The organism is Rhizobium sp. AC44/96 (genome assembly GCF_001692185.1).
GTDB lineage: Bacteria > Pseudomonadota > Alphaproteobacteria > Rhizobiales > Rhizobiaceae > Rhizobium.
Genome location: NZ_LXKO01000018.1, coordinates 16,365 through 40,631, shown reverse-complemented (window position 1 = coordinate 40,631; position 24,267 = coordinate 16,365). Strand labels below are relative to the sequence as shown.

Below are 24,267 nucleotides of genomic sequence, written 5' to 3'. Positions count from 1 at the left end.
CATCCAGGCCGGCCTCCTTCACCGGCCAGAATGGTGAATCTGATTTGCACCAGAAAGGGAATCCACTTCCCGACTCCGCCTAAAACAATCCCGCTCTAGCAGCCGAACTAGCCCACAAGATCAGCGCCGCCGCGGCCGAATTCGCATCCGCCGTCGCCGCCACCGCTTCCAGTGCAACCGCCGCCTCGGCCGCCGTGAGCGCCGATGCCGCGGCGGGCACATCTGGAGAGACCACTGCGGCTGGCGCCCAGACTGCGGCCGCAGACGATTCCGCCTCAAGCACCGGCACCGATGATGGCTCGGCTGAAGCAACAGAACTCGATGACGCAACGCAGGCACGCAAGGCCTACCAGAACGTCGTCGAAGACGGAAAGACCGCCACGTCAGGCATCTCTTCCGAAGATCGCAAGACGATGGAAGAGTTCAAGTCGATCCTGCGCGACGTGCGGCAGCTCATGGACAAGGCAATGCGCGAGCTGCGGGAGAAGAACAGCTGGCGCGGGCGGAACGACCAGACAGGCGTCGACAGTGCCGCGCTCGAGGCTCAGGTGCCGGCGTCATCGACACCGACCAGCATCATCGTCTGACGCGGCGCGATTGGCGCGCCCACGTCGCATTCGCGCGTTGCAATCAGCAATGAGCGCTCTATGGTCCAGCAAAACACCACGGCGGACCCCGATGAGATCGAGAGAAATGAAAGCCGAAATGCGCGCCGAGAGGCTCGCGCTCCGCGACGCCATACCGGCCGATACCAGGATCGAGAATAGCCTGGCGATGGCCGACCATGCAGGCGAGGCTATCGCCTTCGCGCCCGGCACCATCATATCAGGCTTTCTGCCAATCCGCTCGGAAGCCGATATCCGGCCGCTGATGGCGCGCCTGCAGGCGCGTGGCGCAAGATTGTGCGTACCCGCCATTCTCGACCGCCAGACGATCGTCTTTCGTGAACTGTTGCGCGAGGCGCCGCTCGTAAGCACGGGCTTCGGCACGTCGGGCCCCGGCCCCGATGCCGCGGTGCTCGACCCCGAGATCATGCTCGTCCCTCTCTCCGCGTTCGACATCCGTGGCCACCGGATCGGCTACGGTGCCGGTCATTATGACCGCGCAATCGACCGTTTGAAGCAAAAAGGCATGCATCCGAAACTGATCGGCATTGCATTCGACTGCCAGGAAGTGGCACATGTGCCCGACGAGCCGCACGATGTAAGCCTGGATGCCATCCTGACAGAAAGCGGCCTACGCTTTTTTGCCTCTTGGATTGGATAGCAATGCGACTGCTTTTTCTGGGTGACATGGTCGGCAAGACGGGACGTACGGCGGTCTGGGATCGCCTGCCCGGCCTGATATCGGACCTGAAGCTCGACTTCGTGATCGTCAACGGCGAGAACGCCGCGGGCGGCTTCGGCATCACCGAGGACATTTTCCTCGAGACGATCAACGCCGGCGCCGATGTCGTCACCACGGGCAATCACGTCTGGGACCAGAAGGAAGCCGTCGCCTTTGCCGGTCGCCATGACCAGTTCCTGCGTCCGGCCAACTATCCGCAGGGAACGCCCGGCCGCGGCTCCGGTCTCTTCTATGCACGTAACGGCGCGCGCGTGCTCGTCGCCAATGTCATGGGCCGCGTCTTCATGCATCCGGAACTGGACGACCCCTTCAAGTCGGCAGAGGCAATCCTGGCCGCCTGCCCGCTCAAAGAGCAGGCCGATGCGATCATCTTCGATTTCCATGCGGAAGCGACGAGTGAAAAGCAGTGCTTCGGCCATTTTGTCGACGGCCGCGCCAGCTTCGTCGTGGGTACCCACACCCACGTCCCGACCGCCGATCATCAGATCCTGAATGGCGGCACGGCGTATCTCTCGGATGCAGGCATGTGCGGCGACTACGACTCGTCGCTTGGCATGGACAAGGAAGAACCGCTGAACCGTTTCATCTCGAAAATGCCGAAGGGCCGCATGGAAGCCGCTACCGGCCCCGCGACGATCTGCGGCGTCGGCGTCGAGATTTCCGACGCGACGGGACTCGCCGAAAAGATCGCGCCGCTGCGCCTCGGCCCGAGGCTGGCAGAGACCATTCCGGAGTTCTGGCGATAGCCTGGGCGCTCGCTGCCATGACATAAAAGTGAGCAGCGGCCCCGGATTTCAGGTGGACCGACATTTCCTCTTGCCCCATGCTCGCCGATAACGCGCTGCGGAGGAAATGGCATGAGGCTGCATTTTCTTCTCCTGGCAATGATGTGCCTTCTGTGCCTTTCAGCTGCAAACGCCGCTGTCGCGCAAGAGCAGCGAAGGGCCGTGAGCCAGTGCCAGGCAGTTGCCGAGGCGATCCCGAAAGCAACCTTCATAAGCTTTGCCGGCTCGACGCCGCCGACGCCCGCAGGCATCACCGAAGAGACGGTGAAGATCACCTATGTCGGCCACTCGACCTTCCTCATCGAAACACCCGGCGGCATCTCGATCGCGACCGACTATAGCGGCTGGTACACACCGCCGCGGTTGCCGACGGTAGTGACGATGAACCGTGCGCACTCCTCCCACTATACGCTGACGCCCGATCCGGGCATTCGATATGTGCTGCACGGCTGGAGCGACGTGCCGGGCGAAAAGCCGAAGATCGACCTCACGGTGGGCGATACCTATATCCGCAACGTCACCACAGATATCCGGGGCAGCTACGGCACCGCGCAACCGGACGCGAACTCGATCTTCATCTTCGAGGTTGCGGGGCTCTGCATCGGTCATCTCGGCCATCTGCACTACGAGCTGACCGAGGCCCACTACACGGAGATCGGCAGGCTGGACATCATCATGGTTCCCGTCGATGGCGGCCTGACCATGGGTGAGGACAGCATGAGCCGGGTGGTCAAGCGCCTCCGGTCGTCGCTCATCCTGCCGATGCATCAGCCGCGGCCTCTGAAAAGCTTTCTGGCGATGTTCGGCCCTGATTTCGACATCACCTACGCACCGACTAACACGATAACGGTCTCGATGCGGACGCTGCCGAAGAAACCCCTGATCTATGTCGCCCAGGGGATGCAGTAAAAGGCCCGGGAGCCGAAAGCTCCGGGCCGGCTTGCACCATTCGATGGCGCTCAAGCAAAATGCAGATGCTGCCTCACGCCGACATCCGGCATCTTCTCGTCGCCGAGATTGGCCTTGGCGATCTCCCAGCCAAACTTGAGCTTGCTGCCGGTCGAGACCCAGATCTCCGCATCGTCGACATGCATCGCCAGCATCGTCAGGTTCGGGTCCTTCTTGCCGTCCTCGTACCAGGCAGCAACGACCGAGTTCCAGTATTCATCGATCTTCGATGGCTCCGCCCGCACCTCGATTTTCCCGGCAAGGCAGGCGTGATAATCGTGATCCTTGCCGACGAGGCAGAAACGCGCCCGTGTGCCGGGCTTGATCGCGCGCGTGAGCTCCGCGTCCGACTTGGTGTAGAACCAGATGATGTTCGTCTTAGGGTCGGCATGGGGCGCCATCGGCTGCATGTGCATGTCCGCACCCTCGACGCCGAGCATGCCCGCATGCACGTCATTTACCTGATCCCAAAGCTGGCGTGCCGGGTGTTCCCGTGCCTCGTTGAAACTGGCCATCGCACTTCCTTCCGTTTCCAGAGTCCGTGGTTTGAAACGTAGGCCTCCCCGCTTTGTTCCGCTGCGCACAATGAGCTGCAACGTTCCGCCGCACCCGGCAACGCGATGCGCCTGGCGCCTCGCGCTGGCCCAAATCCGCGTCGTCGAGGAGCGCCGGAGGGTGGGTCGCAACCCGGCCGACAAACCGCTTTTCCCTTGAACACGCCCCGTTTCGCTCTTATAAGGCGGCCCATTCCTAACAATAAGACGTGAACAGGGGTGCCATGGCTGGCCATTCACAGTTTAAAAACATCATGCATCGCAAGGGCCGTCAGGACGCCGTGCGATCGAAAATGTTCTCCAAGCTCGCGCGCGAAATCACCGTTGCCGCCAAGGCCGGTCTTCCCGACCCGACCATGAACGCACGCCTGCGTCTGGCGATCCAGAACGCCAAGGCTCAGTCCATGCCGAAGGACAACATCGACCGCGCCATCAAGAAGGCAGCCGGTGCCGACGGCGAGAACTACGATGAAGTGCGCTACGAAGGCTACGGCCCGGGCGGCACCGCGATCATCGTCGAAGCGCTGACCGACAACCGCAATCGCACCGCATCCAACGTCCGCTCGATCTTCACGAAGGCCGGCGGCGCGCTCGGCGAAACCGGCTCGGTCTCCTTCTCCTTCGACCATGTCGGCGAGATCACCTACAAGCTGGCGGCTGGCGATGCCGACAAGATGATGGAAGCTGCCATCGAAGCCGGTGCCGATGACGTCGAGACCGACGAGGAAGGTCACTACATCACCTGCGCATTCGAATCCCTCGGCGAAGTCGCCAAGGCGCTCGAAGCGACACTCGGCGAAGCAGAGACCGTCAAGTCGGTCTGGCGTGCCCAGAACAACGTACCGGTCGACGAAGAGCGCGCGCAGTCGCTGATCAAGCTCATCGACAGCCTCGAAGACGACGACGACGTGCAGAACGTTTTCTCGAACTTCGAAGTCTCGGAAGAAGTTCTGGCAAAGCTCTCGGCCTGATCTGATCCAATTTGGTTCATCCTGAAAAGCCGGCCCCGGAAACGCGGCGGGCTTTTCGTTGTCCACAGCCTTCGTCGCCCGGCACTTCACATCCTGCCGCCGGCCGGTAACACGTTCGTTACCCCGAGCCTTCGTTAAGATCTCGCTAACCCTCGCCGACTTGAATGCGTCGCATTCGCTCCAGCCGGTCTGTCTCAAGGCCAGCCTCTCTCACACTCTCGGCGGGGAAAAACACCCATGAAAAGATCAGCTCTCATCCTCTCGTTCACGCTGCTCGGCGCGGCATCGGCCATGGCGCAACCGACCATGGTCAAGCAATTCGGGGACTGGGGCGTCTATTCCTACAAAAAGGGCGGCCAGACGGTTTGCTATGTATTGACCGTCCCGAAGGCGATGGTACCAGCAAGCGTCGACCACGGCCGCAACTTCTTCGTCATCGGCACCGCGCCGAGTTCGGGATACGAGCCGCAGGCGATCATGGGCTACGACCTCAAGCCGGGGTCCCGCGTCAAGGTCGAAATCGGCGACAAGGCCTTTTCCATGTTCACAAAGGGGAAGTCCGCCTGGGTCATCGAAGAAGCGCGTGAGCCGGAGGTGATAAGCGCCCTGCGCTCGGGCAGCAACATGACCGTTCAGGCCCAGTCGCTGCGTGGAACCGCCACCAGCTATACCTACTCTCTGAACGGCGTGACCGCCGCCCTGAAGCGCATGAGCACGTGCAACTGAGGATGGCCACGCCTCATGCCTCAAAGCGGACAACTCTGGCACGGCGCGGCAGGAAGCGACTTCTTGCCCTCTGCTGTCTAGGCCTGGCCCTCACATGCGCCCCGATCGCCGCCAACCCTCTGCAGCTGCAGGCACCCGCTGCTAACGGCCCGAAAGGACGCGAGACCGGCCTTGCCGTGCCACGCTTCGTCTCGCTGCGGTCGAAGGAAGCGCGTATGCGCGTCGGCCCGTCCCTCGACTACGGCACGCTATGGATCTACCGGGTGGCTGGCCTGCCGCTGGAGATAACCGCCGAATATGGCAACTGGCGCCAGGTCAGGGACAGCGACGGCGTCTCCGGATGGATGCATCGCGCGTTGCTCGCCAGCAAGCGCACCGCACTCGTCGGTCCCTGGATCACCACGCCGGTCGCAATCCGTGCGGCACCCGGCACCTCGACGACGATCCTTGCAAGGCTTTCGCCGAGAGTCCGCCTCGCGGTCCACGCCTGCGACGGCGACTGGTGCCATGTGGACGTGACGGAACACCACCTCGAGGGATTCATAAGGCAATCCGCGCTTTGGGGCGTCTATCCGAACGAGACGATCAAGTGACGAGCGGCGTCATTGCGCGCCGCCGCCGAGAAACGCCATTCTGGTAAAGATCGTGTAGTGCGCCTCGGACGCCATCATCGCCACGAACACCAGCACCAGGAGCGGCGGCAGCAGGATCGCGTAGACGAGCGCCAGCCTTTCCCAGGCCATGTGCATGAAGATGGCGACGATCAGTCCGGCCTTGAGCATCATGAACAAGATGATCAGCGACCAGCGCGGATAACCCTGGATGCCGAGATAATCCACCAGGTAGGAGAAGGTGCTGAGCACGAACAGCAATCCCCAGACCACCAGATAGAGCCTGATGGGATGTTGCTGGCCGGAATGGGTTTGCGCCTGTGCCATGATGCCACCTCACCAGAGATAGAAGAACGCGAAGATGAAGACCCAGACGAGATCGACGAAGTGCCAGTAGAGGCCCATGATCTCGACGATCTCGTAGCTGCCCTTGCGGCTCGTGAAGAAACCTCGCCTGCCCGTCTCGAAATCACCGCGCAGCACCTTGCGCGCCGTGATCAGCAGGAAGATCACGCCGAACGTCACATGGGTTCCGTGAAAGCCGGTGATCATAAAGAAGGACGAGCCGAACTGCGCTGCTCCCCATGGATTTGCCCAGGGCCGCACGCCTTCGGTGATCAGCTTCGTCCATTCGAAGGCCTGCATGCCGACGAAGGACGCGCCGAGCGCTGCGGTCAGGAGCATCAGCGCCGCCGTCTTGCCGCGCTCGTGGCGATAGCCGAAATTGACCGCCATCGCCATCGTGCCGCTGCTGCTGATCAGGATGAAGGTCATGATCGCGATCAGGATCAGCGGCACCTCCTGCCCGCCGATATTGAGCGCAAAGACTTCACTCGGATTGGGCCAGGGAACCGGTGTCGACATTCTGGCGGTCATGTAGGCCAGCAGAAAACAGCCGAAGATGAAGGTGTCGCTCAGGAGAAAGATCCACATCATGGCTTTCCCCCAGGAGACGTTCTTGAACGCCCGCTGGTCCGACGAGAAATCGGCGGCAATGCCGCGCAGGCCGGTGCGGGGCAAGAGAGCCCCCTGGTCGGTATCCGTGCGGGTGAGTTCCGTCATCGTCCACCTCCTAGCTAACCAGTTGACGGCAGAGATCGACAAGGTTGTTCGCCCAGCCGGTGAAGAGTGCGAGGAGCACCAGCCAGACGATCAGCATGAAGTGCCAATAGGTGGCGCAGAGCTCCGTGCTCAGGCAAAGCGCTGCCCGCGTAGAGCGGCTGCCCGCTGCCGCCCTGATCCTGACACGGCCGAGAACGGCAAGGCCGCCGAGGATGTGCAGGCCATGCAGGCCGGTCAGCATGTAGAAGAAACTGTTGGCAGGGTTGTCGGCCAGCACATAGCCGGCGGCTGCCATCTGGCGCCATGCCACGAGCTGCCCGATGAGAAACAGGACCGCGGTGGCAAGAGCCGCATCGAGCGCGATCCGTATCGCCTCCTCGCCATCGCGTCTGGCCTCGAACGTTGCCCACTGCATCGCCGCGCAGCTGACGACCAGCACAGCGGTGTTGACCCAAAGAAGCCACGGCACCGGCGGTGACCACCAGTCCGCGCCACCCATGCGGACGAGATAGGCGCTGACCAGCAGCGAAAACAAGGCACCCACGACCGCGAGGAAGATGCCGAGACCGATCTTCGCCACCGGCATCGGCGAGCCCTGACGGGCTGCGACCTCCCCGACGCGCCCCGCCTCGAGCCAGGGCTTCGACATCAGTCGCTGACCACTCATCCACCGACCGATGATGAGCGCAAGCCCGGCCATGAAGACAAGGATCGCGCTCATGCTGGCGCCCTCGTCAAGCCGTCCGGCTGGTTCTGCGGCACGAAATCTTCGGCCGCACCCGGCACGCTGTAGTCATAGGCCCAGCGATAGACGATCGGCAGTTCCTTGCCCCAGTTACCGTGAGCCGGCGGGGTCTGCGGCGTCTGCCACTCCAGCGTCGTCGCCCGCCATGGATTGCCACCCGCCTCGCGCCCATGCCTCAGGCTCCAGGCGACGTTGAACAGGAAGACGAGCTGCGCCGCCCCGACCACCAGCGCCGCAACCGTGATGAACATGTTGAGCGTATGGACCGAGGGCGGGATGAAGACGGTATCGCCAAGCTCGTAATAGCGGCGGGGGACGCCGATCAGCCCGATGTAGTGCATCGGGAAGAAGATGGCGTAGGCACCAAGGAAGGTGATCCAGAAGTGGACCCGCCCCAGCACCTCGTCGAGCATCCGCCCGGTAATCTTCGGATACCAATGGTAGATCGCTCCGAACACCACCATGATCGGCGCAACGCCCATCACCATATGGAAATGCGCGACAACGAACATCGTGTCGGAAAGCGGCACATCGACCACCACATTGCCCAGAAAGAGCCCCGTCAGCCCGCCATTGACGAAGGTGACGATGAAGCCGAGAGCAAACAGCATCGGCAATGTCAGATGGATATCGCCGCGCCACAGCGTCAGCACCCAGTTGTAGACCTTGAGCGCCGTCGGAATGGCGATGATCAGCGTCGTGGTGGCAAAGAAGAAGCCGAAGTTCGGGTTCATCCCACTTACATACATGTGATGCGCCCACACGACGAAGCTGAGCGCGCCGATGATCACGATCGCCCAGACCATCATCCGGTAACCGAAGATGTTCTTGCGCGCGTGCGTGCTGATGAGATCGGAGACGATGCCGAAGGCCGGCAGCGCCACGATATAGACCTCCGGATGGCCGAAAAACCAGAACAGATGCTGGAAGAGGATCGGGCTGCCACCCTGCGACTTCAGCTGCTCGCCCATCTCGACGATGGACGGCATGAAGAAGCTGGTGCCGAGCAACCGGTCGAACAGCATCATGACGGCGGCGACGAAGAGTGCCGGAAAAGCCAGAAGCGCCATGACCGTCGCGGTGAATATCCCCCAGACGGTGAGCGGCATCCGCATCAGCGTCATGCCGCGCGTGCGCCCCTGCAGCACGGTGACGACATAATTCAACCCGCCCATCGTGAAGCCGATGATGAAGATGATCAGCGACGACAGCATCAGGATGATGCCCCAGTCGCGCCCGCCCGGTGTACCGGACAGCAGTGCCTGCGGCGGATAAAGCGTCCAGCCGGCCCCGGTCGGCCCGCCTGGGGCGAAGAAACCGGCGACCAGTACCAGCACCGCCAGCAGATAGAGCCAGTAGCTCAGCATGTTGGCATAGGGAAACACCATGTCGCGGGCGCCGAGCATCAGCGGGATCAGGTAGTTGCCGAAGCCGCCGAGAAAGAGCGCGGTCAGAAGGTAGATCACCATGATCATCCCGTGCATGGTGATGAACTGGTAATAGTGGTCCGCATCGATGAAGGAGAAATAGCCTGGGAATCCGAGCTGCAGACGCATCAGCCAGGAGAGCACCAGCGCCACGAAGCCGATCGAAAAGGCCGTCAGCGAATACTGTATCGCAATGATCTTGGCATCCTGGCTGAAGACGTAGCGCGTCCACCAGCTCTTCGGATGATAGAGCTCCACATCCGGAACTTCTGCAGGTGGTACGAGGCCGCCGGCGGTGCTGGGAATGTCAACCATCGCATACCCTTCCTTCTCACTTCACGCCATGACCACGCGCAGACGTCAGTTGGCTGGCGCCACCGCTGCCATCAGCTGTGAGTATGTTTGCTGCTGCTGGAGCCAGTTCTTGTAGGCCTCCGCGTCGTCGACCACGACCGAGCCGCGCATCTGCGGATGCCCGACGCCGCAAAGCTCGGCGCACAGCACCTCGAATGTTCCCGTCCGCGTCGGCGTGAACCAGAAATAGGTGACCGAGCCCGGTATCATGTCCATCTTGGCGCGGAATTCGGGAACGTAGAAATCGTGCAGTACATCGAGCGATCGCAGGTGGACGCGCACCGACTTGCCAAGCAGCAGGTGCAGATCGCCGCCTGATATGATGATGTCGTCGAGCCCACTCGGATCGCTGGCGATGACGCCGAGCGGATTGTCGGCGGTGACGGCCGTGTTGTCGGCACGCCCGAGCTTTCCATCGACACCAGGTAGCCTGAAATTCCACTGCCACTGCTGGCCGACGACCTCGACCTCGCCGGCGTCAGGCGGCACGGTCACGAACTGCTTCCACACCACCAGCCCCGGCGTCAGCATGGCTGCGACGCCAAGCGCCGTGCCGCCGGCAAGCAACCACTCCAGCCGCTTGTTTTCTGGCTGGTAGGCAGCCGTCCGACCCGGCTTGTGACGGAAGCGAAAGACACAATAAGCCACGAACAGGATCACCGCCACGAACACAAAGCCCGTGATCCAGAAGGTGATGATGAGGGTGTTGTCGATGTAGCTCCAGTTCGACGCTATTGGCGTCCACCACCAAGGGCTCAGGAGGTGGAAAGCCACCGAACCGACGGCAATCAGAACCAGAACCAACACGACGACCATGGGCTCCTCCCGAGCCGCAAACCAGATCGCGGACAAAAATCCGCAACCGTCGCGCGTTTACTTCAGCACTATCTCATAAATATGGGTTGGCGGCAATTATTCGATCGGCGCCGACGGATCGACGTCGCTCGCTCTGGTGAACAGTCGCTATTTCGAGAACTGCTCGAGATAGGCGATCAGATTGGTAATATCCTTGTCGTCCTTGAGGCCGACGAAGGTCATCTTCGTACCCTTCACCTTCAACTTCGGGTCGTGAAGATAGTCCCGCAAGGTCGCCTGGTCCCAAACGAGACCGCCCTTGCCGGCAGCCTGCATGGCGGGTGAATAGGCAAAGTCGGGATGCGTGCCGGCGGTTCGCCCGAACAGATGGTTCAGCGAGGGGCCGACCTTGTTCTTGTCGGTATCGGCGATATGGCACACCGCGCATTTCTTGAAAACGGTCTCCCCTGCTGCAACATCGCCTTCCTGGGCCACAGCCTGGAAGGCGAAAAGACAGACGACCGGTATGCTCATGACAGCAACAAGGCAACGCATAGCAATCCTCCTCTAAAGGTTGCTCAGACAGGGTCGGCCCTCCCGAGCCGGCCTGCTGTCCCATTCGCCCGCCAGCGGCAGGCGATTGGCATGCACTGTCACTAGAAGCTATGCTCCGACTGTACGAAGTCAATTCGTCCAAACAGCGGTGCCGCCGACTGTCGTATTTGCGGCAGACCTTAAGCGGCGGCAGCGCGCCGGAAGTTGCCCAGCCCGGCAAAGAGTTCGACGGACTTCAGCCGCGCCTCGATATCGTGGATCGGCATCGAGATGATCACTTCATCGGCCTGCGTGTCGCGCAGGAATTCCGTCAGCTTGGCCTCGGCGGTCTTCTGCGAGCCGACGACGGCATAGCGGAGCGTATGCTCGACCATCGTCTTTTCCATCGGCGACCAGAAGCTTTCTATGTCGCGGATCGGACGGGGGAATTGCCCGCGGACATTGCGGCGCAGATTGACGAACTGCTGTTGCGCGGAGGTGAAGTGATACTGCGCCTCCTCGTCCGTGTCGGCGACCGATCCCATGGCACCGACCATGGCATAGGGCTTCTCAAGCACGGCGGAGGGCTGGAAGCGGTCGCGGTAGATATCGAGCGCATCGAGCAGCGAATCCGGCGCGAAATGCGAGGCGAACGCATAGGGAAGCCCCAGCATCGCGGCAAGCTGAGCGCTATAGAGGCTGGAGCCGAGCAGCCATATCGGCACGTTGGAATTCATTCCCGGCACAGCCAGGATCGCTTGGTTTTCGACGGGCGCGCCGAGCAGCTGCTGCAGCTCGACGACATCGTTCGGAAAACTCTGTGCTCCGGCGTCAAGATTGCGCCGCAACGCCTGGGCTGTCCGCATGTCTGTTCCCGGCGCACGCCCGAGACCTAGATCGACGCGTCCGGGAAAAAGTGCTTCCAGCGTGCCGAACTGCTCGGCGATCACCAGCGGCGAATGGTTGGGCAACATGATGCCGCCGGAACCGATGCGGATGCGCTTCGTCGCCGCGCCGACGTGACCGATCACCACCGCCGTCGCCGCACTGGCAATGCCCGGCATGCCGTGATGCTCGGCCAGCCAGAACCTGTTGTATCCGAATTCCTCGGCTTTCTGCGCCATCCGCGCCGAAGCATCCAGGGACTGACGGATCGTACCGCCTTCCGGAACAGGGGAGAGATCGAGAATCGAGAAGGGAACCATGGGAGGGCCTGTCGGTAATTGGACTGAATGCCCTATGTAGGTGCTCGCACAGGCCGACCAAAGGGCGTCGGAAGAAAAACGACGGTAGCGGGTCGCCACCGCCGCCATGCCGTGCCTGCAAAGGCGAACGGCTTTTCGAGGATCACTCGCCCGGCGGCCGATGCTCGCGAAGGTGACGCACCGCAACGCCCGCCGGAAGATCGCTACGCCCCATCGTCTTCGGGATACCGACCCGCTGCGCTAGGTAGATGCTGGAATGCCCGCTGAAGAGATAGGAGACGAAACAAGCCACGGCGAGATAGACCGCGTGGGTGGTGCCGAACAATTCCATGCCCATGATGAGGCAAGCGAGCGGCGTGTTGGTGGCGCCCGCGAAAACCGCGACGAAACCGAGTGCCGCGAAGAGATCGACCGGCGCGCCGAGAACGCCCGCCAGGGCGCTTCCGAGCGCTGCACCGATAAAGAACAGCGGCGTCACCTCGCCACCCTTGAAGCCGGAACTCAGGGTCACAACCGTAAACAGCGTTTTCCAGAACCAGCTCCAGTAATCGACATGCCCAGGCTGGAAGAAACCCGGAATGGTCGCATCCCCGGGATTGGGCGACCAGACGCCTAGCCCCAGATATTCGCGCGTGCCAAGCAGATAAACGAGCAACAGCAGCACCGCGCTGGCCAGCACCGGACGCAGCGGCGCATAAGGTATCGCGCTCTTCAGCACAGCCGAAAGCCGATGCGACACCTCCGCGAAGAGATGCGCCATGATCCCGAAGGCGACGGCGGCCATGGTTACCTTGACAAGCAGCAGCGGCTGCAGGTGAAAGCCGACGGCCGCGCTCTCAAGAAAGCTGATGTGATATCGGGTGTGCTCGATGCCCCAGGCATGGCAGGTCCAGTCCGCGACGATCGCCGCCAGCAGCGCGGGCAGCAGGGCCTCATACTGGATGCGACCGATCGTCAGCACCTCGAGTGCGAACACGGCACCCGCAATCGGCGTGCCGAACACAGCGCCGAAACCGGCCGCGATGCCCGCCATCAACAGGATGCGCGTCTCGGCCGGGCTCAGCCTGAACATCCGCCCGAAGGAACTCGCGAGGCTCCCTCCCATTTGCACCGCGGTCCCCTCACGACCCGCCGAGCCGCCGACGAGATGAGTGACGACGGTCGAAACCAGGATGAACGGCGCCATCCGCAACGGCACGCCGCCATCGGGTTCGTGGATCTGGTCGACGATCAGGTTGTTTCCACCCTCAGCAGCACCGCCGAAACGGCCATAGACGAAGACCATCGCGAAACCGGCGACCGGCATGGCATAGATCAGCCAGGGATAATCGAAGCGGAGCGCGGTGGCCTCATCAAGCGCCCAGAGAAACAGCGCAACGAGCGAACCGACCACAATGGCCATCGGCGTGACGACGGCGGCCCATTTCAACAAGGCGCGGACCTGCCGCAGGCGCAGGCCGACAAGCTCGGAGAAACCCATCAGAAGTTTCCTCCGGCGCTCGTATCAAAACGACAAGACAAGGATGACTTAGTTCCAGGCACGACTCTACTCCTTCGCGTCAGCGCGTTGAGTAGGAGTCATCAGCTTCGTCGGGGAAGCGGTTCGACCATTATTGGTCCGGCAGAATCCATTACCGTGTGCATTGGATAGGCGAACAGGCCTTCGGCTGTCAACAGCGTCGGGAAACACAGGCTTCGGGCAGCCCGACCGCCCGCTGCATTCCCGGCGACAATTGCCACACCGTCTTCCGCGTCGGTGGCATAGCGACGGCTGTAACGACAAGCAGCGTCGCGCCGCATCACCGGCCCGCAACCGTTGCGCTGATGTAGTGGGTTAACGTGAGAAACCGCGTCATTCCAAGGGCCTCGGCCAATCGGATGGAAGGCAGGTTCGTGTCCTCCACCTGATAGCGAGCAACAAGTCCCCGGCGTTTCAGTTCAGCAAGTGCCGCTTGAACGACACCGCGAGCCAGACCGCGACCACGCGCCTCGGGAAGCGTATAGACACCACCGATTTCCCATATGTCGCCATCGATTTTAAAGGCGAAACAGCCGGACAGGCACTCGCCGTCGACCTCCGCTGTGGAGGTGAACGCCTCCCCACGCTCCATGAGCGGTTGCAGCCACGCGGCACGATGGCCCTGTGCAGCAAAAAGATGAAAGGGCGCTTCTGCAGTGACCGTTCCGATGCGCGCCGTTTCACCAGTCAGAGAAAAATCCGTCGAGGTGTAGGAGATGAAGGAGGTCCGTCTCTCCATCGGAAACGCCTCTCCAACGATCGCCCTGTCATCGCCGGAGCAAAGCTTGAAGACAAGCACGCGGTCACGCGGCACAAACGGCAGCAGCGAGCGCGTCATCTCCGGTTCATCACTGGCGATGATCGCCGACGCATGCGCATCAGGATAAGTCGCAAGATCATATTCGCTGAACGCGTGGTCGATCAGCAGGAGCGTCGCGACACGATCGCCCGACACAAGCTGATGGACACGCACACCTTCAGGGCGTGAGGTGAGAAACTTCAGCAGCACGACATTGGCGAGCGGCCTGCGTCGCAGCGTCGTCAATATCTGATCTGGATCGGTTTGCGCCGACAGCATTCTCGGCACCTTCGGGGCGGGAGAGTGGAAAAGCCCGCAAATACGGGCTTTTCCTTCGTTGTTCGATCAGCCCTTGCGACGCAGCACATGCACCTCTGCGCTATGCTGGTAGTGGCTCGGCGCCAGGGTAAAGTTTGCAAGCTGCCGGTCCATCTCGACCGCCTCGGTGGCAAGCCGGTGGATCGCTGCGGTGGTCTCTTCGACCATGGCCGCATTCTGCTGCGTCATCGTATCGAGTTCGGCCACGGCGGCGTTGATCTGCCGAAGCGTATCGGCCTCCTCGCGGGTCGATTCCATGATCTCGCTGATCTGGCCGTTGATGGCCTCGACGTGGCTGCCGATCCCGGTCAACGCCTCACCTGCCCGCTCGACCAGGGCAACGCCCGCCTCCACCTCATGAGTGGATTTCTGTAGCAGGTTGGCGATCTCCTTGGCCGCGCTCGACGAGCGCTGCGCCAGTTCGCGCACTTCCATGGCGACGACCGCAAACCCCTTACCTGCCTCGCCGGCACGGGCGGCTTCGACGCCGGCGTTCAGGGCCAGAAGGTTCGTCTGGAAGGCGATGGAATCGATCACGGTGATGATCGAATTGATCTGCCGCGACGATGCCTGAATGGCTTCCATGGCGGCAATCGTGTCCCGCATGATCTGGCCGGACCCGGTCGTCTCACGCTTCGTGTCCCGTGCGATGCGCTCGGCCTGCTCGGCGCGCTCGATCTGAACGCGGACGGATTGGGTGATCGCGTCGATGGCATTCGCGGTCTCGGTGATCGATGCCGCCTGCCGCTCTGTACGGCCCGCCAGTTCGTCGGCGCCGGTGCGCATCTCTTCGGAGCCGCCACGCACAGCCATCGAGTTTCCGCCGATCGCGGTCATCGTTTCGCTGAGTGCGGCGAGCGCCTGGTTAAAGTTGACGCGCAGGCCCTCCAGCTCGTTCGGGAAACGGCGGTCGATCTGATAGGCAAGATCGCCATTCGCCAGATGATGCAGGCCCTCGTCGATCGATTCAACGACGTCCTGCAGGGTTTTCGCTTCCGCTTCGCGCTCCGCCATGTGCTGCTGGCGGTCCCGTTCGGCGCGAGCACGGGTCTCGGTGCTTGCAGCCTCCATCTCCCGGCTCTCGATCAGCGACTGCTTGAAGCGCGCCAGGGCTTTGGCCATGGTGCCGATCTCGTCGCCACGGTTCTGGCTGCCGATGTCGACAGCGAGATTGCCGTCAGCAACCTCGCGCGTGACACCGGCAAGCTTCGCCAGCGGCGAAAACAGCATCTTGGTAATGATACCGGTGGCAATGGCCATGACGATAAGAACGGCAATCGCGATCATCGTCAACAGGCTGGCGATTTCGATCGAGCCGGCATTGATCTCGCTGAGGCGCACGCTCTCCACCACGAGATAGCGCCCGCCCTGATAATCGATGCCCTTGACATAGGCGCGTGCTGCGCCGTCCGCTCGGCTAAAATCGTCGACCGTCATGGCACTGCTGGCCAGCGCATCCTTCACAAAGGTGAAGGGGGCCGTATCCAGCGTGACAAGCTTGCCGCTTGCGTCGACCGCAACGGCGGAGCCATCGTCGGACACGATTGCCGCCTGCGCGGTGCTGCCCGACACGATGCCCTTTGCCAGGATGTTGGTGAAGATGTCGTCACGCACCTTGAAGAGGAAGATCCCCTTCGGCGCCCCGAGCTTGACGATCGGCACCGCGTAAAAGATCGCGGCCTTGCCGGTCGCCGCATCGACGCGAAGTCCGGAGAACGCCGCCGGCGCGGAATCGTCGGTCGCCTTCTTCGCGTTCTCGAGAGCCTTGCTGAAGGCCAGCCCCGCCCCCGTCGCTTTCCAGGCATCCGCCTTCAGATTCTCGGCAAACTCGTCGCCCTTCTTGTAGGAGTAGAGCACATTGCCATCGAGATCGGCGATCAGCAGGTCGCTGAACGGCGTGTTCTCGAGGTCGCGGGCAACCTCGCTTTGCGTCGTCTCATGGTTCGAATAGTAGAAACCGCTCGGCGCATCCGGCTTCAGCAGCTTCTCGCGCTGATCGGCCGGGTTCGGATTGTTGGTAATGAAGACCTTCTTCAGTTCGGCGCGGGCATCGCCCGAGGTCTTCTCGATCGTCTTCCAGCCGCTCTTCAGGCTGGTGATCGACATCTGCAGCGCCTCGATGCGCGCGATGGAATTCGACTGGTTTTCGAGCTGCTGCAACTGTTCCTGCAGCATGTCGCCGCGGAAGATGAGCACGCTCTCCTTGGCCTTCAACGCCTGCTCGCCGGAAATGCGGCTGCTGGCGAAATAGGCAAGACCGTTAATGACCGCGATGGACAGCGCAGTCAGCAGAATAAATGTAGCAATGACCTTGAACGACAGGGACTGGAATCTCTGAGCCATGGAACGACGAACCCCTTCCGGAACGGCACATGACGACCGGACGCGCGAACGTCCGATCGGCAGACCTGAAAACAGAAAACGGGGAGCCTTTGCTTCCGGAGAAGCCGGCTCCTCTCACATTTTATGGACCAAAAGTTGCGCACGGAGTTTAAATTGACGTAAACGGCAACACTCGAAATCAGGCAATGTTTTTGTTTTGTTCACATATCGATGGCAGTTATTTTACAACTGCAATAGGGTGAAGCATGCAAAATACGATTCGCATCATCGGCATTGACCCCGGCCTGCGCCGCACCGGCTGGGGCGTCATCGAAACGCTCGGCAACTCGCTGCGCTTCGTCGCCTCCGGTACGGTTACCTCGGACGGCGACATGGATCTCGCCTCGCGCCTGTGCCAGTTGCATGACGGACTGGCGGAAGTCGTTCACAGCTATCAGCCGGATGAAGCCGCCGTGGAGCAGACCTTCGTCAACAAGGACGCCGTTGCCACCCTGAAACTCGGGCAGGCGCGCGGTATCGCCATGCTGGTCCCTGCCCGCGCCGGGCTGCAGGTCGCGGAATATGCCCCCAATGCGGTCAAGAAATCGGTGATCGGCGTCGGCCATGGCGAAAAGCGGCAGATCCACATGATGCTGAAGATCCTGATGCCGAAGGTCGAGTTCAAGGGTGACGATGCCGCCGACGCGCTTGCCATCGCGATCTGCCATGCCCACAATCGCGGAGGCAACCGTATGCGGCAGGCAGCCCTGGCCGGGTGATCGTCGTGACGGAGGCGGACCGTCCGCCGCTTTTCTTTGCCTTATCAATCCCGAAACCTACCCCTGACGGACCCAATTCATGATCGGCAAGCTCAAAGGCACCATCGACGAAATCGGCGACGACTATGTCCTCGTCGACGTACACGGCGTCTGCTACGTCGCCTTCTGTTCGGCACGCACGCTGTCGCGCCTCGGCTCTGTGGGCGAGGCCTGCATCCTTTTCATTGAAACCTACGTCCGCGAGGACCAGCTCAAGCTCTTCGGCTTCATGACCGCGCTGGAGCGTGAATGGTTCAACCTGCTGCAAAGCGTTCAGGGCGTTGGCGCCAAGGTGGCGCTCGCGGTCCTTTCGACGCTGACGCCGAGCGAGCTTGCAAACGCCATCGCCCTGCAGGACCGCACCGCCGTTTCCCGCGCCCAGGGCGTCGGCCCGAAGGTTGCGGTGCGCATCGTCACCGAACTGAAGAACAAGGCGCCGGCCTTTGCTGGCGAAGCATCTGCCAATATCGGCCTGAAGCAGGAACTGGGCGAAGGTGTTGCCGCCGCACCGGTTGCCGATGCCGTCTCGGCGTTGACGAACCTCGGCTATTCCCGCGACCAGGCCGCCAACGCCGTGGCCGCGGCGATGAAGACCGCCGGCGAAGGCGCCGACAGCGCCAAGCTTATCCGCCTCGGCCTGAAGGAGCTGGCGCGGTGACCGAAGCATCTCCGCAGGGTGCCAAAATGGCCGGCTTGGTGTATTGGTCCACAGTGTTTGAAGATTGGAAAGTGCCAGCATGAGCGACGCCGCGCGCCTGATATCCTCGGAAAAGCGAGGCGAAGACCTGGATGTGACGCTGCGCCCGCAGTCGCTGGACGAGTTCACCGGCCAGGCGGAAGCGCGCGCCAACCTGAAGATCTTCATCGAGGCCGCAAAGAACCGAGGCGAAGCGCTGGACCACGTTCTCTTTGTCGGCCCGCCGGGCCTCGGCAAGACGACGCTGGCCCAGATCATGGCCAAGGAACTCGGCGTCAACTTTCGCTCGACCTCGGGCCCGGTTATCGCCAAGGCCGGCGACCTTGCCGCGCTTCTGACCAATCTCGAAGAGCGCGACGTGCTCTTCATCGATGAAATTCATCGCCTCAGCCCGGCCGTCGAGGAAATCCTCTATCCTGCGATGGAAGACTTCCAGCTTGACCTGATCATTGGCGAAGGACCTGCCGCCCGTTCGGTCAAGATCGACCTTTCGAAGTTCACCCTGGTCGCCGCCACCACACGCCTTGGCCTGCTCACCACGCCGTTGCGCGATCGCTTCGGCATTCCGGTGCGCCTGAGCTTCTACACCGTCGAGGAACTGGAACTGATCGTGCGGCGCGGCGCGCGCCTGATGAACCTGCCGATGACCGACGACGGCGCGCGCGAGATCGCACGACGCGCCCGCGGCACCCCGCGCATTGCCGGTCGTCTGCTGCGCCGTGTTCGCGATTTCGCGGAGGTGGCAAAGGCGGAAGCTGTCACCCGTGAGATCGCGGACGAAGCCCTGACCCGCCTGCTTGTCGACAACATGGGGCTCGACCAGCTGGACAAGCGCTACCTCAACATGATCGCCGTCAATTTCGCCGGCGGACCGGTCGGCATCGAGACCATCGCCGCAGGCCTGTCGGAGCCGCGTGACGCGATCGAGGACATCATCGAGCCCTACATGATCCAGCAGGGCTTCATCCAGCGTACGCCGCGCGGCCGCGTGTTGACCGCAACCGCCTGGAAGCACCTCGGCATGCAGCCGCCCAAGGACCTGGAAGCGGCACAGTTCCGGCTATTTCAGGAAGACGATTGACCCCAGCGGTTAGCGACGGAGCAGCGGAGACAATAGCGATGCCGACCTTCGACCCCTGCCGCTCCCTCCGCAAGCTCGCCTATAACAACGCACTGGCAAACAACCGCCTGCACGCCGCCTGCGCTCGCCTTGAGCCCGGCGAGTTCGAGGCAACCCGCGTGAGTTTTTTCCCCTCGATCAAGGCGACACTCAACCATATCCTCACGGTCGATTGGTTTTACATCGACGCCCTCGAAGGCGGCGCGCTCGGTCCGAAAGCCTGGGAAGTCGAGGAGCCGTACGACAATATCGCGGACCTCGCCCGCGCGCAGGCCGCCGTCGACCAACAGCTCGTTGCCCTGGCGGAAGCGCTAACCCCCGAGAGGATGCTGTCGACCGTCAATCTTCATCGCAGCGGGCGCATCCAGCAGGAGCGCATGGAAGATGTTCTCAGCCATCTCTTCCAGCACCAGACACACCACCGAGGCCAGGTCCACGCCATGCTCGCCGACACCAGCGTTGCTCCGCCGCAGCTGGACGAATTCATCGTCGCTGACGACGCGCGTTTCCGGGGCGACGAAACCGCCGCCCTCGGATGGAGCGAGGAAAGGCTGATTCGCTAGTCCTGCCACCTCAATCCTGCAAGCGCGACTTCAGCCCGTCGATGATCGTCTTGCTGAGAAGCTCGTAGTTCTCGTCGAAGTGATGATCGCCGGGAAGCGTGATGACCTGAACGCCGCTGTCCTTCAGATCCGGGCAAGCCACTTCATCGTCGTCCTCCGTGCCGTAGATACACTGGACGATCTTCGGATCGACCTTCTTCAGGTCGTCCACCGGATCGCCGCCGGCGCCTTCCGTCTTCTGGCCAAGCCAGCCCATGACAGAGATCTGGTAATCGACCGCGTGCGAAAGAGACAGCAGGGACATCTGTGTGACGGCGCTCTTCGGCGCCGCCTTCAGGCGCGAAAAGGCGGCAGGCACAACGTCGGCACCGAAGGAATAACCGACCAGCAGCACATGCTTGACCTTCCATTGCTTGCGGTAGAACTCGATGATCCTGCCGAGGTCATCGGCCGTTTCCTGCGGCTTCCGCTCGGACCAGAAGTAGTGAAGGGAATCGATGCCGACGACCGGGATGCCCTGCTTCTGCAGCGAGGCACCGACCTCCTTGTCGATGTCGCGCCATCCGCCATCACCGGAATAGATAATCGCCATGGTGTCGAAGACCGGCTTGGCATCGAGGATCGTCAGTGGAAGACCGAGCGCGTTGTCGGCGCTGCCGGATGCGGCGATCAGGTCGTCGAGCGTATCGCTGAGCGTGGTCCAGGCGTCATCCTCGGAATCGCGGATGTCGATATTGGAGTGCTCCTTCTTGAGATCCTCAACATGCGCCCGCCCGTCCTTGCTCGCAGCCGAGGTGAAAGACGCAATGATCGGATCCGGCAGGGAGATATCGCTCAAGCCATAAATCATCCGGTCGCCGACCGTCTGCTTCTTCGCCGGCGTGCAGAGCTCCTGCTTCAACGGAATCCCGGCAACGGGATCGACCGCCAGCGTCTGGCCGATGGTCGCATCAGGGGTCTGGGCGGCAATGGCAAGCGCCAGCGCGCCGCCCTCGCCGATCCCGGCGATGATCGGCAAATGATAGGCGCTGTTGCCGGCGGCACGTTGAACCTGCTGGCTCAGCGCCTCGATATCGGAAACGAGGTAGATGCAGCCGTCGTTCTGGCTGACGTCGTACTTCCGCATGGCGTCGATGTAGGAGGGGAAGTCGACGCCGATCACGACGGCGCCCTGGCCCACCAGCCTGTCGGCTTCGGCCTTTTCCTTGTCACCCCAGCCGGCAGCGTCCGAAATCAGCATGACCGCGCTCTTCACATCGCCGGTAGGCAGGAAGATATGCGGCGACGGGATAAGACCGGTTTCGAAGCTCTGCGTCGTTTCGCTTGCCGCTCTGGCAGCAGGTATCGCCAGCGACAGCGCGCAGACGGCTGCAAGAAGGTATCTTTTCATCATTTCCTTACGACCCCTTTCAATCCGCCGCCGATCAGGAGCGTAGCGTCCATCAATGCGATCATCGGATTGCCTCCTCCGGAAACCGCAAGATAACGCGGATGCCATTGAGGGTGAAACTTGGATTTGAAAGCCCGCAGGCCCTTGAAGTTGTAGAAGCGTTCGCCGTGCTCGAAGACGGTGCTGCCAATGCGATCCCATACCGGTGCCGCTTCACGCTTCGACATGCCCGATAGCGGCGCCATGCCGAGGTTGAAATGCGCGAAACCTTCGTTGCGCAGATACTCCATGATTTGGACGAAAAGAAAGTCCATCGAGCCTTTCGGCGCATCCGGCGAAAAACGCATCAGATCGATGGTGCCTTCGTCCTTGGCATCGGTGATCAGGATATTGGCGAAGGCTACGATCTTTCCCTCGCGCTTGAGGATGCCAACCGGCTGGGCCGCGATGTAATCCGGTTCGAAGGCGCCCAGCGAAAAGCCCTTCTCCTTGGCATTGTGATCTTCGAGCCAGGCATTGGAAACGTCCGCAAGCGCCTCCATCAGAGCAGGAACGCCCTCGGCGGGGATCACCTCGAATTCCAGTCCGTCGCGCTGCGCGCGGCTCGCGGTCTGGCGCAGGTTCGCCCACTTGCCGCCCTTCATCTCGAACGTCTTCAGATCCGATACGGCAAGCTCACCCAGCTTGAAGGCGCGCAGCCCGGCATCGGCGCAGTGCGAAAGCAGCGCCGGCGAGATCTGATAGAACACGGCGCGGCATCCGGCGGCGCGTGCGGTCTCCACGAAGCGCCACACAAGTTCCGGGATGGCGCTGCGATCGCCGATCGGATCGAACAATGCGATCCAGGAGCGGCCCTGCCGCCCGTACATGATGAAGGCATCGCCCTTCTCGGAGAACATGATGCTCTTGTCGGCCATGCGTACCAGATTGGCGTCGGCGTAACGCTGTTTCTCGACAATATCGACTGCCCGCTGCAACGCCTCGTCGGACGCCGGCTCCGGCCGCGTTGTTGCAGGGCGCAACAGGCTGAAGATGGCGATTGCCGAGGAAATGATGGTGATGCCAAGCACAGCGCGCAGACCACGCGGCGCCTCACCGGCGAACTCAAACTGCCACCACAGCTCGTTGCTGTATTCGACGTCACGGTAGACGAAGAGCAGGATCACGATCGAGCCGACGCAGACGACGGCAATCGCCGTCAGCCAGGATGCCGTGAGCGTCTGGTTCAGCAGCGATGCATGGCGGCGAAACAGACGACGGCTGGCAAACAGGCCGAAGATCAGGAAGGCAAGGAAGCAGGCTTCGACAAGCGCGATGGCCTTCAGAAGCGAAAGCGCGAGAGCAGCTGCCGCAGAAAGGATCGAAACCCACCAGGCGCCATCCAGCCGCTGGCCAAGACCACGCGCCGCGACCACAAGCGTCAGCCCGAGCAGGCTCGACAGGAAGTGCGCGCCTTCGACGATCGGCAGCGGCAGGTACGTGGACAGGAATTCGAGGTTCGAATCCGGGGTCGGCGTCACACTCGAAAAGATCAGCATGACGCCGAGAAGCAGCGCCAGCGTCGACAGCAGCTGCGGCATCAGACGGATGCCGATCCGCCGCACGCCGGTTGCCACAGGATGATCGGCGAAACGCCGCAGCTCGGTCGCCGAAACTGCCAGAACCGCAATAACGAGCGGCAAGACATGATAGATCAGGCGGTAAAGGACGAGCGAACCAAGCACGGCGTCGATGTTCACCGCGCTGCCGAGCGAAGCGATGATGACTGTCTCGAACACGCCAAGACCGGCGGGAACATGGCTGAGAACGCCGAGACCGACGGCGATGGCATAGATCGCCAGGAACACGGGCCAGCTGATGGCCGTCTGCGGCAGCAGCACGTAGAGAACTGTGGCGGAGGCTGCGATATCGAAAGCGGCAACCAGAAACTGTCGTGACCATGTCGCCGAATCCGGCAGGCGGAGCGACATCTTGCCAAGCTCCAGCACACGCCCGCCACTCCCGAGAATGACGAGCGCGCCAAGGACCGCGACGATCGATCCGCCCACCAGCCGAAGCAGCAGACTGCTGACATTCACCAGCGGCGCGATCTCGTCGGCAATGGCGAGAAGCGCGATGGAGCCCACGCCGGCCAGCCCGAGCCCGAAGGCAACGGTGACGAAAGCGATCACGCGCCCGATCTCTTCCGGCGTCAGGCCAAGGCGCGAATAGGCGCGATAGCGGATGGCACCGCCGCTCAGGGCGCCGAAGCCGGCCGTGTTGCCCACCGCATAGGCGCTGAAGGCGGTCAGCGCCACCTGCGGGAACGGCAGCCTCTTTCCGACATATTCGATCGCGTTCACATCGTAGAACACAAGCGCCAGAAAGCTGAGGGCGGTGAAGAACAACGCCAACAGGATCGAGCTGACCTTCGTATCGGCAAGCGCCTGTACCACGTCATCGTAGCGGACCTCGTTGGTCAGCTGGACGATCGCGTAGCCAACGATACAGAATACGGCCAGCGTCGCGACTGCCGCGAGCTGCGTGCGATATCGCCTGAAGAAACCGCGCAGAGCGGATTCTTCGATATCCTCGATTTCTTCTAAATTGCCGTGCCCCGACATCTCGTTCCGTCGCAATCTTCCATCCAGGCGGGAATCATGTTCCGCGTACGCAAC

24 protein-coding genes and 1 riboswitch are annotated in these 24,267 nt (G+C 62.0%); of the genes, 11 read left to right on the top strand and 13 right to left on the bottom strand.

Features of this window, described 5'->3' with window-relative positions; genetic code table 11:
• Positions 1-194: 194 nt before the first annotated feature.
• From A6U87_RS16905 to A6U87_RS16890, 4 genes are all read left to right on the top strand, one after another.
• Positions 195-587, top strand: a complete 393-nt coding sequence (locus A6U87_RS16905; RefSeq protein WP_065692460.1) for a hypothetical protein — start codon at positions 195-197, stop codon at positions 585-587.
• Positions 588-678: 91 nt separating this feature from the next.
• Positions 679-1,266, top strand: coding sequence for a 5-formyltetrahydrofolate cyclo-ligase (locus A6U87_RS16900; RefSeq protein ID WP_065692459.1), 588 nt, complete (start codon positions 679-681; stop codon positions 1,264-1,266).
• Positions 1,267-1,268: 2 nt separating this feature from the next.
• Positions 1,269-2,093 (top strand): TIGR00282 family metallophosphoesterase, encoded by an 825-nt coding sequence (locus A6U87_RS16895; protein ID WP_065692458.1) that lies wholly within the window; start codon positions 1,269-1,271, stop codon positions 2,091-2,093.
• Between the two features lie 111 nt (positions 2,094-2,204).
• Positions 2,205-3,041, top strand: a complete 837-nt coding sequence (locus A6U87_RS16890; RefSeq protein WP_065692457.1) for an MBL fold metallo-hydrolase — start codon at positions 2,205-2,207, stop codon at positions 3,039-3,041.
• 50 nt (positions 3,042-3,091) lie between these two features.
• Here A6U87_RS16890 and A6U87_RS16885 read toward each other — a convergent pair whose 3' ends face one another.
• On the bottom strand, positions 3,092-3,595 hold the full coding sequence (locus tag A6U87_RS16885) for a pyridoxamine 5'-phosphate oxidase family protein (protein ID WP_065692456.1): 504 nt from the start codon (positions 3,593-3,595) through the stop codon (positions 3,092-3,094).
• Positions 3,596-3,858: 263 nt separating this feature from the next.
• Between A6U87_RS16885 and A6U87_RS16880 the strand changes: the two genes are divergently transcribed.
• From A6U87_RS16880 to A6U87_RS16870, 3 genes are all read left to right on the top strand, one after another.
• On the top strand, positions 3,859-4,605 hold the full coding sequence (locus tag A6U87_RS16880) for a YebC/PmpR family DNA-binding transcriptional regulator (protein WP_065692455.1): 747 nt from the start codon (positions 3,859-3,861) through the stop codon (positions 4,603-4,605).
• Between the two features lie 237 nt (positions 4,606-4,842).
• Positions 4,843-5,331, top strand: a complete 489-nt coding sequence (locus A6U87_RS16875) for an invasion associated locus B family protein (RefSeq protein ID WP_065692454.1) — start codon at positions 4,843-4,845, stop codon at positions 5,329-5,331.
• A gap of 2 nt (positions 5,332-5,333) precedes the next feature.
• Positions 5,334-5,924: an SH3 domain-containing protein gene (locus A6U87_RS16870; protein WP_065692453.1), complete on the top strand. Its 591-nt coding sequence runs from the start codon at positions 5,334-5,336 to the stop codon at positions 5,922-5,924.
• 9 nt (positions 5,925-5,933) lie between these two features.
• Here the strand turns inward: A6U87_RS16870 and A6U87_RS16865 are convergent, their stop codons facing one another.
• From A6U87_RS16865 to A6U87_RS16820, 10 genes are all read right to left on the bottom strand, one after another.
• Positions 5,934-6,269, bottom strand: coding sequence for a cytochrome C oxidase subunit IV family protein (locus tag A6U87_RS16865; protein ID WP_065692452.1), 336 nt, complete (start codon positions 6,267-6,269; stop codon positions 5,934-5,936).
• 9 nt (positions 6,270-6,278) lie between these two features.
• Entirely contained in the window at positions 6,279-7,004 is a 726-nt protein-coding gene (locus A6U87_RS16860) for a heme-copper oxidase subunit III family protein (RefSeq protein ID WP_065692451.1), read from the bottom strand.
• A gap of 10 nt (positions 7,005-7,014) precedes the next feature.
• Complete coding sequence (locus tag A6U87_RS16855) at positions 7,015-7,725, bottom strand: cytochrome c oxidase subunit 3 (protein WP_065692450.1); 711 nt, start codon at positions 7,723-7,725, stop codon at positions 7,015-7,017.
• Positions 7,722-9,491: a cytochrome c oxidase subunit I gene (gene ctaD / locus A6U87_RS16850; protein WP_065692449.1), complete on the bottom strand. Its 1,770-nt coding sequence runs from the start codon at positions 9,489-9,491 to the stop codon at positions 7,722-7,724. The genes A6U87_RS16855 and ctaD overlap by 4 nt, the downstream gene beginning before the upstream one ends.
• Before the next feature lie 45 nt (positions 9,492-9,536).
• Positions 9,537-10,346, bottom strand: coding sequence for a cytochrome c oxidase subunit II (locus A6U87_RS16845; RefSeq protein ID WP_065692448.1), 810 nt, complete (start codon positions 10,344-10,346; stop codon positions 9,537-9,539).
• Positions 10,347-10,493: 147 nt separating this feature from the next.
• On the bottom strand, positions 10,494-10,859 hold the full coding sequence (locus A6U87_RS16840; RefSeq protein WP_244499521.1) for a cytochrome c family protein: 366 nt from the start codon (positions 10,857-10,859) through the stop codon (positions 10,494-10,496).
• A 200-nt stretch (positions 10,860-11,059) separates the two neighbouring features.
• Positions 11,060-12,064 carry an LLM class flavin-dependent oxidoreductase gene (locus A6U87_RS16835; protein ID WP_065692446.1) on the bottom strand — a complete coding sequence of 335 codons (1,005 nt, stop codon included), beginning with the start codon at positions 12,062-12,064 and terminating at the stop codon, positions 11,060-11,062.
• A 142-nt stretch (positions 12,065-12,206) separates the two neighbouring features.
• Complete coding sequence (locus A6U87_RS16830) at positions 12,207-13,544, bottom strand: voltage-gated chloride channel family protein (protein ID WP_065692445.1); 1,338 nt, start codon at positions 13,542-13,544, stop codon at positions 12,207-12,209.
• Positions 13,545-13,629: 85 nt separating this feature from the next.
• Positions 13,630-13,709: riboswitch (Fluoride riboswitch) on the bottom strand.
• A gap of 154 nt (positions 13,710-13,863) precedes the next feature.
• Positions 13,864-14,661, bottom strand: a complete 798-nt coding sequence (locus A6U87_RS16825; protein WP_065692444.1) for a GNAT family N-acetyltransferase — start codon at positions 14,659-14,661, stop codon at positions 13,864-13,866.
• A 66-nt stretch (positions 14,662-14,727) separates the two neighbouring features.
• Positions 14,728-17,043, bottom strand: coding sequence for a methyl-accepting chemotaxis protein (locus tag A6U87_RS16820; RefSeq protein ID WP_065692443.1), 2,316 nt, complete (start codon positions 17,041-17,043; stop codon positions 14,728-14,730).
• Positions 17,044-17,288: 245 nt separating this feature from the next.
• Between A6U87_RS16820 and ruvC the strand changes: the two genes are divergently transcribed.
• The 4 genes from ruvC (at position 17,289) to A6U87_RS16800 (ending at position 20,220) form a co-directional block, all read left to right on the top strand.
• A complete protein-coding gene (ruvC, locus tag A6U87_RS16815; protein ID WP_065692442.1) occupies positions 17,289-17,801 on the top strand; it encodes a crossover junction endodeoxyribonuclease RuvC in 513 nt (170 codons plus the stop codon).
• A gap of 79 nt (positions 17,802-17,880) precedes the next feature.
• Positions 17,881-18,498 carry a Holliday junction branch migration protein RuvA gene (gene ruvA, locus A6U87_RS16810; protein ID WP_065692441.1) on the top strand — a complete coding sequence of 206 codons (618 nt, stop codon included), beginning with the start codon at positions 17,881-17,883 and terminating at the stop codon, positions 18,496-18,498.
• 79 nt (positions 18,499-18,577) lie between these two features.
• Complete coding sequence (gene ruvB / locus A6U87_RS16805; protein ID WP_065692440.1) at positions 18,578-19,618, top strand: Holliday junction branch migration DNA helicase RuvB; 1,041 nt, start codon at positions 18,578-18,580, stop codon at positions 19,616-19,618.
• Between the two features lie 38 nt (positions 19,619-19,656).
• A complete protein-coding gene (locus tag A6U87_RS16800) occupies positions 19,657-20,220 on the top strand; it encodes a DinB family protein (protein WP_065692439.1) in 564 nt (187 codons plus the stop codon).
• A 10-nt stretch (positions 20,221-20,230) separates the two neighbouring features.
• Here A6U87_RS16800 and A6U87_RS16795 read toward each other — a convergent pair whose 3' ends face one another.
• Together A6U87_RS16795 and mprF are read right to left on the bottom strand one after the other, a co-directional pair.
• On the bottom strand, positions 20,231-21,613 hold the full coding sequence (locus A6U87_RS16795; protein WP_065692438.1) for a virulence factor family protein: 1,383 nt from the start codon (positions 21,611-21,613) through the stop codon (positions 20,231-20,233).
• Positions 21,610-24,213, bottom strand: a complete 2,604-nt coding sequence (gene mprF, locus A6U87_RS16790; RefSeq protein ID WP_065692437.1) for a bifunctional lysylphosphatidylglycerol flippase/synthetase MprF — start codon at positions 24,211-24,213, stop codon at positions 21,610-21,612. Before mprF ends, A6U87_RS16795 begins: the two co-directional genes overlap by 4 nt.
• Positions 24,214-24,267: the final 54 nt, after the last annotated feature.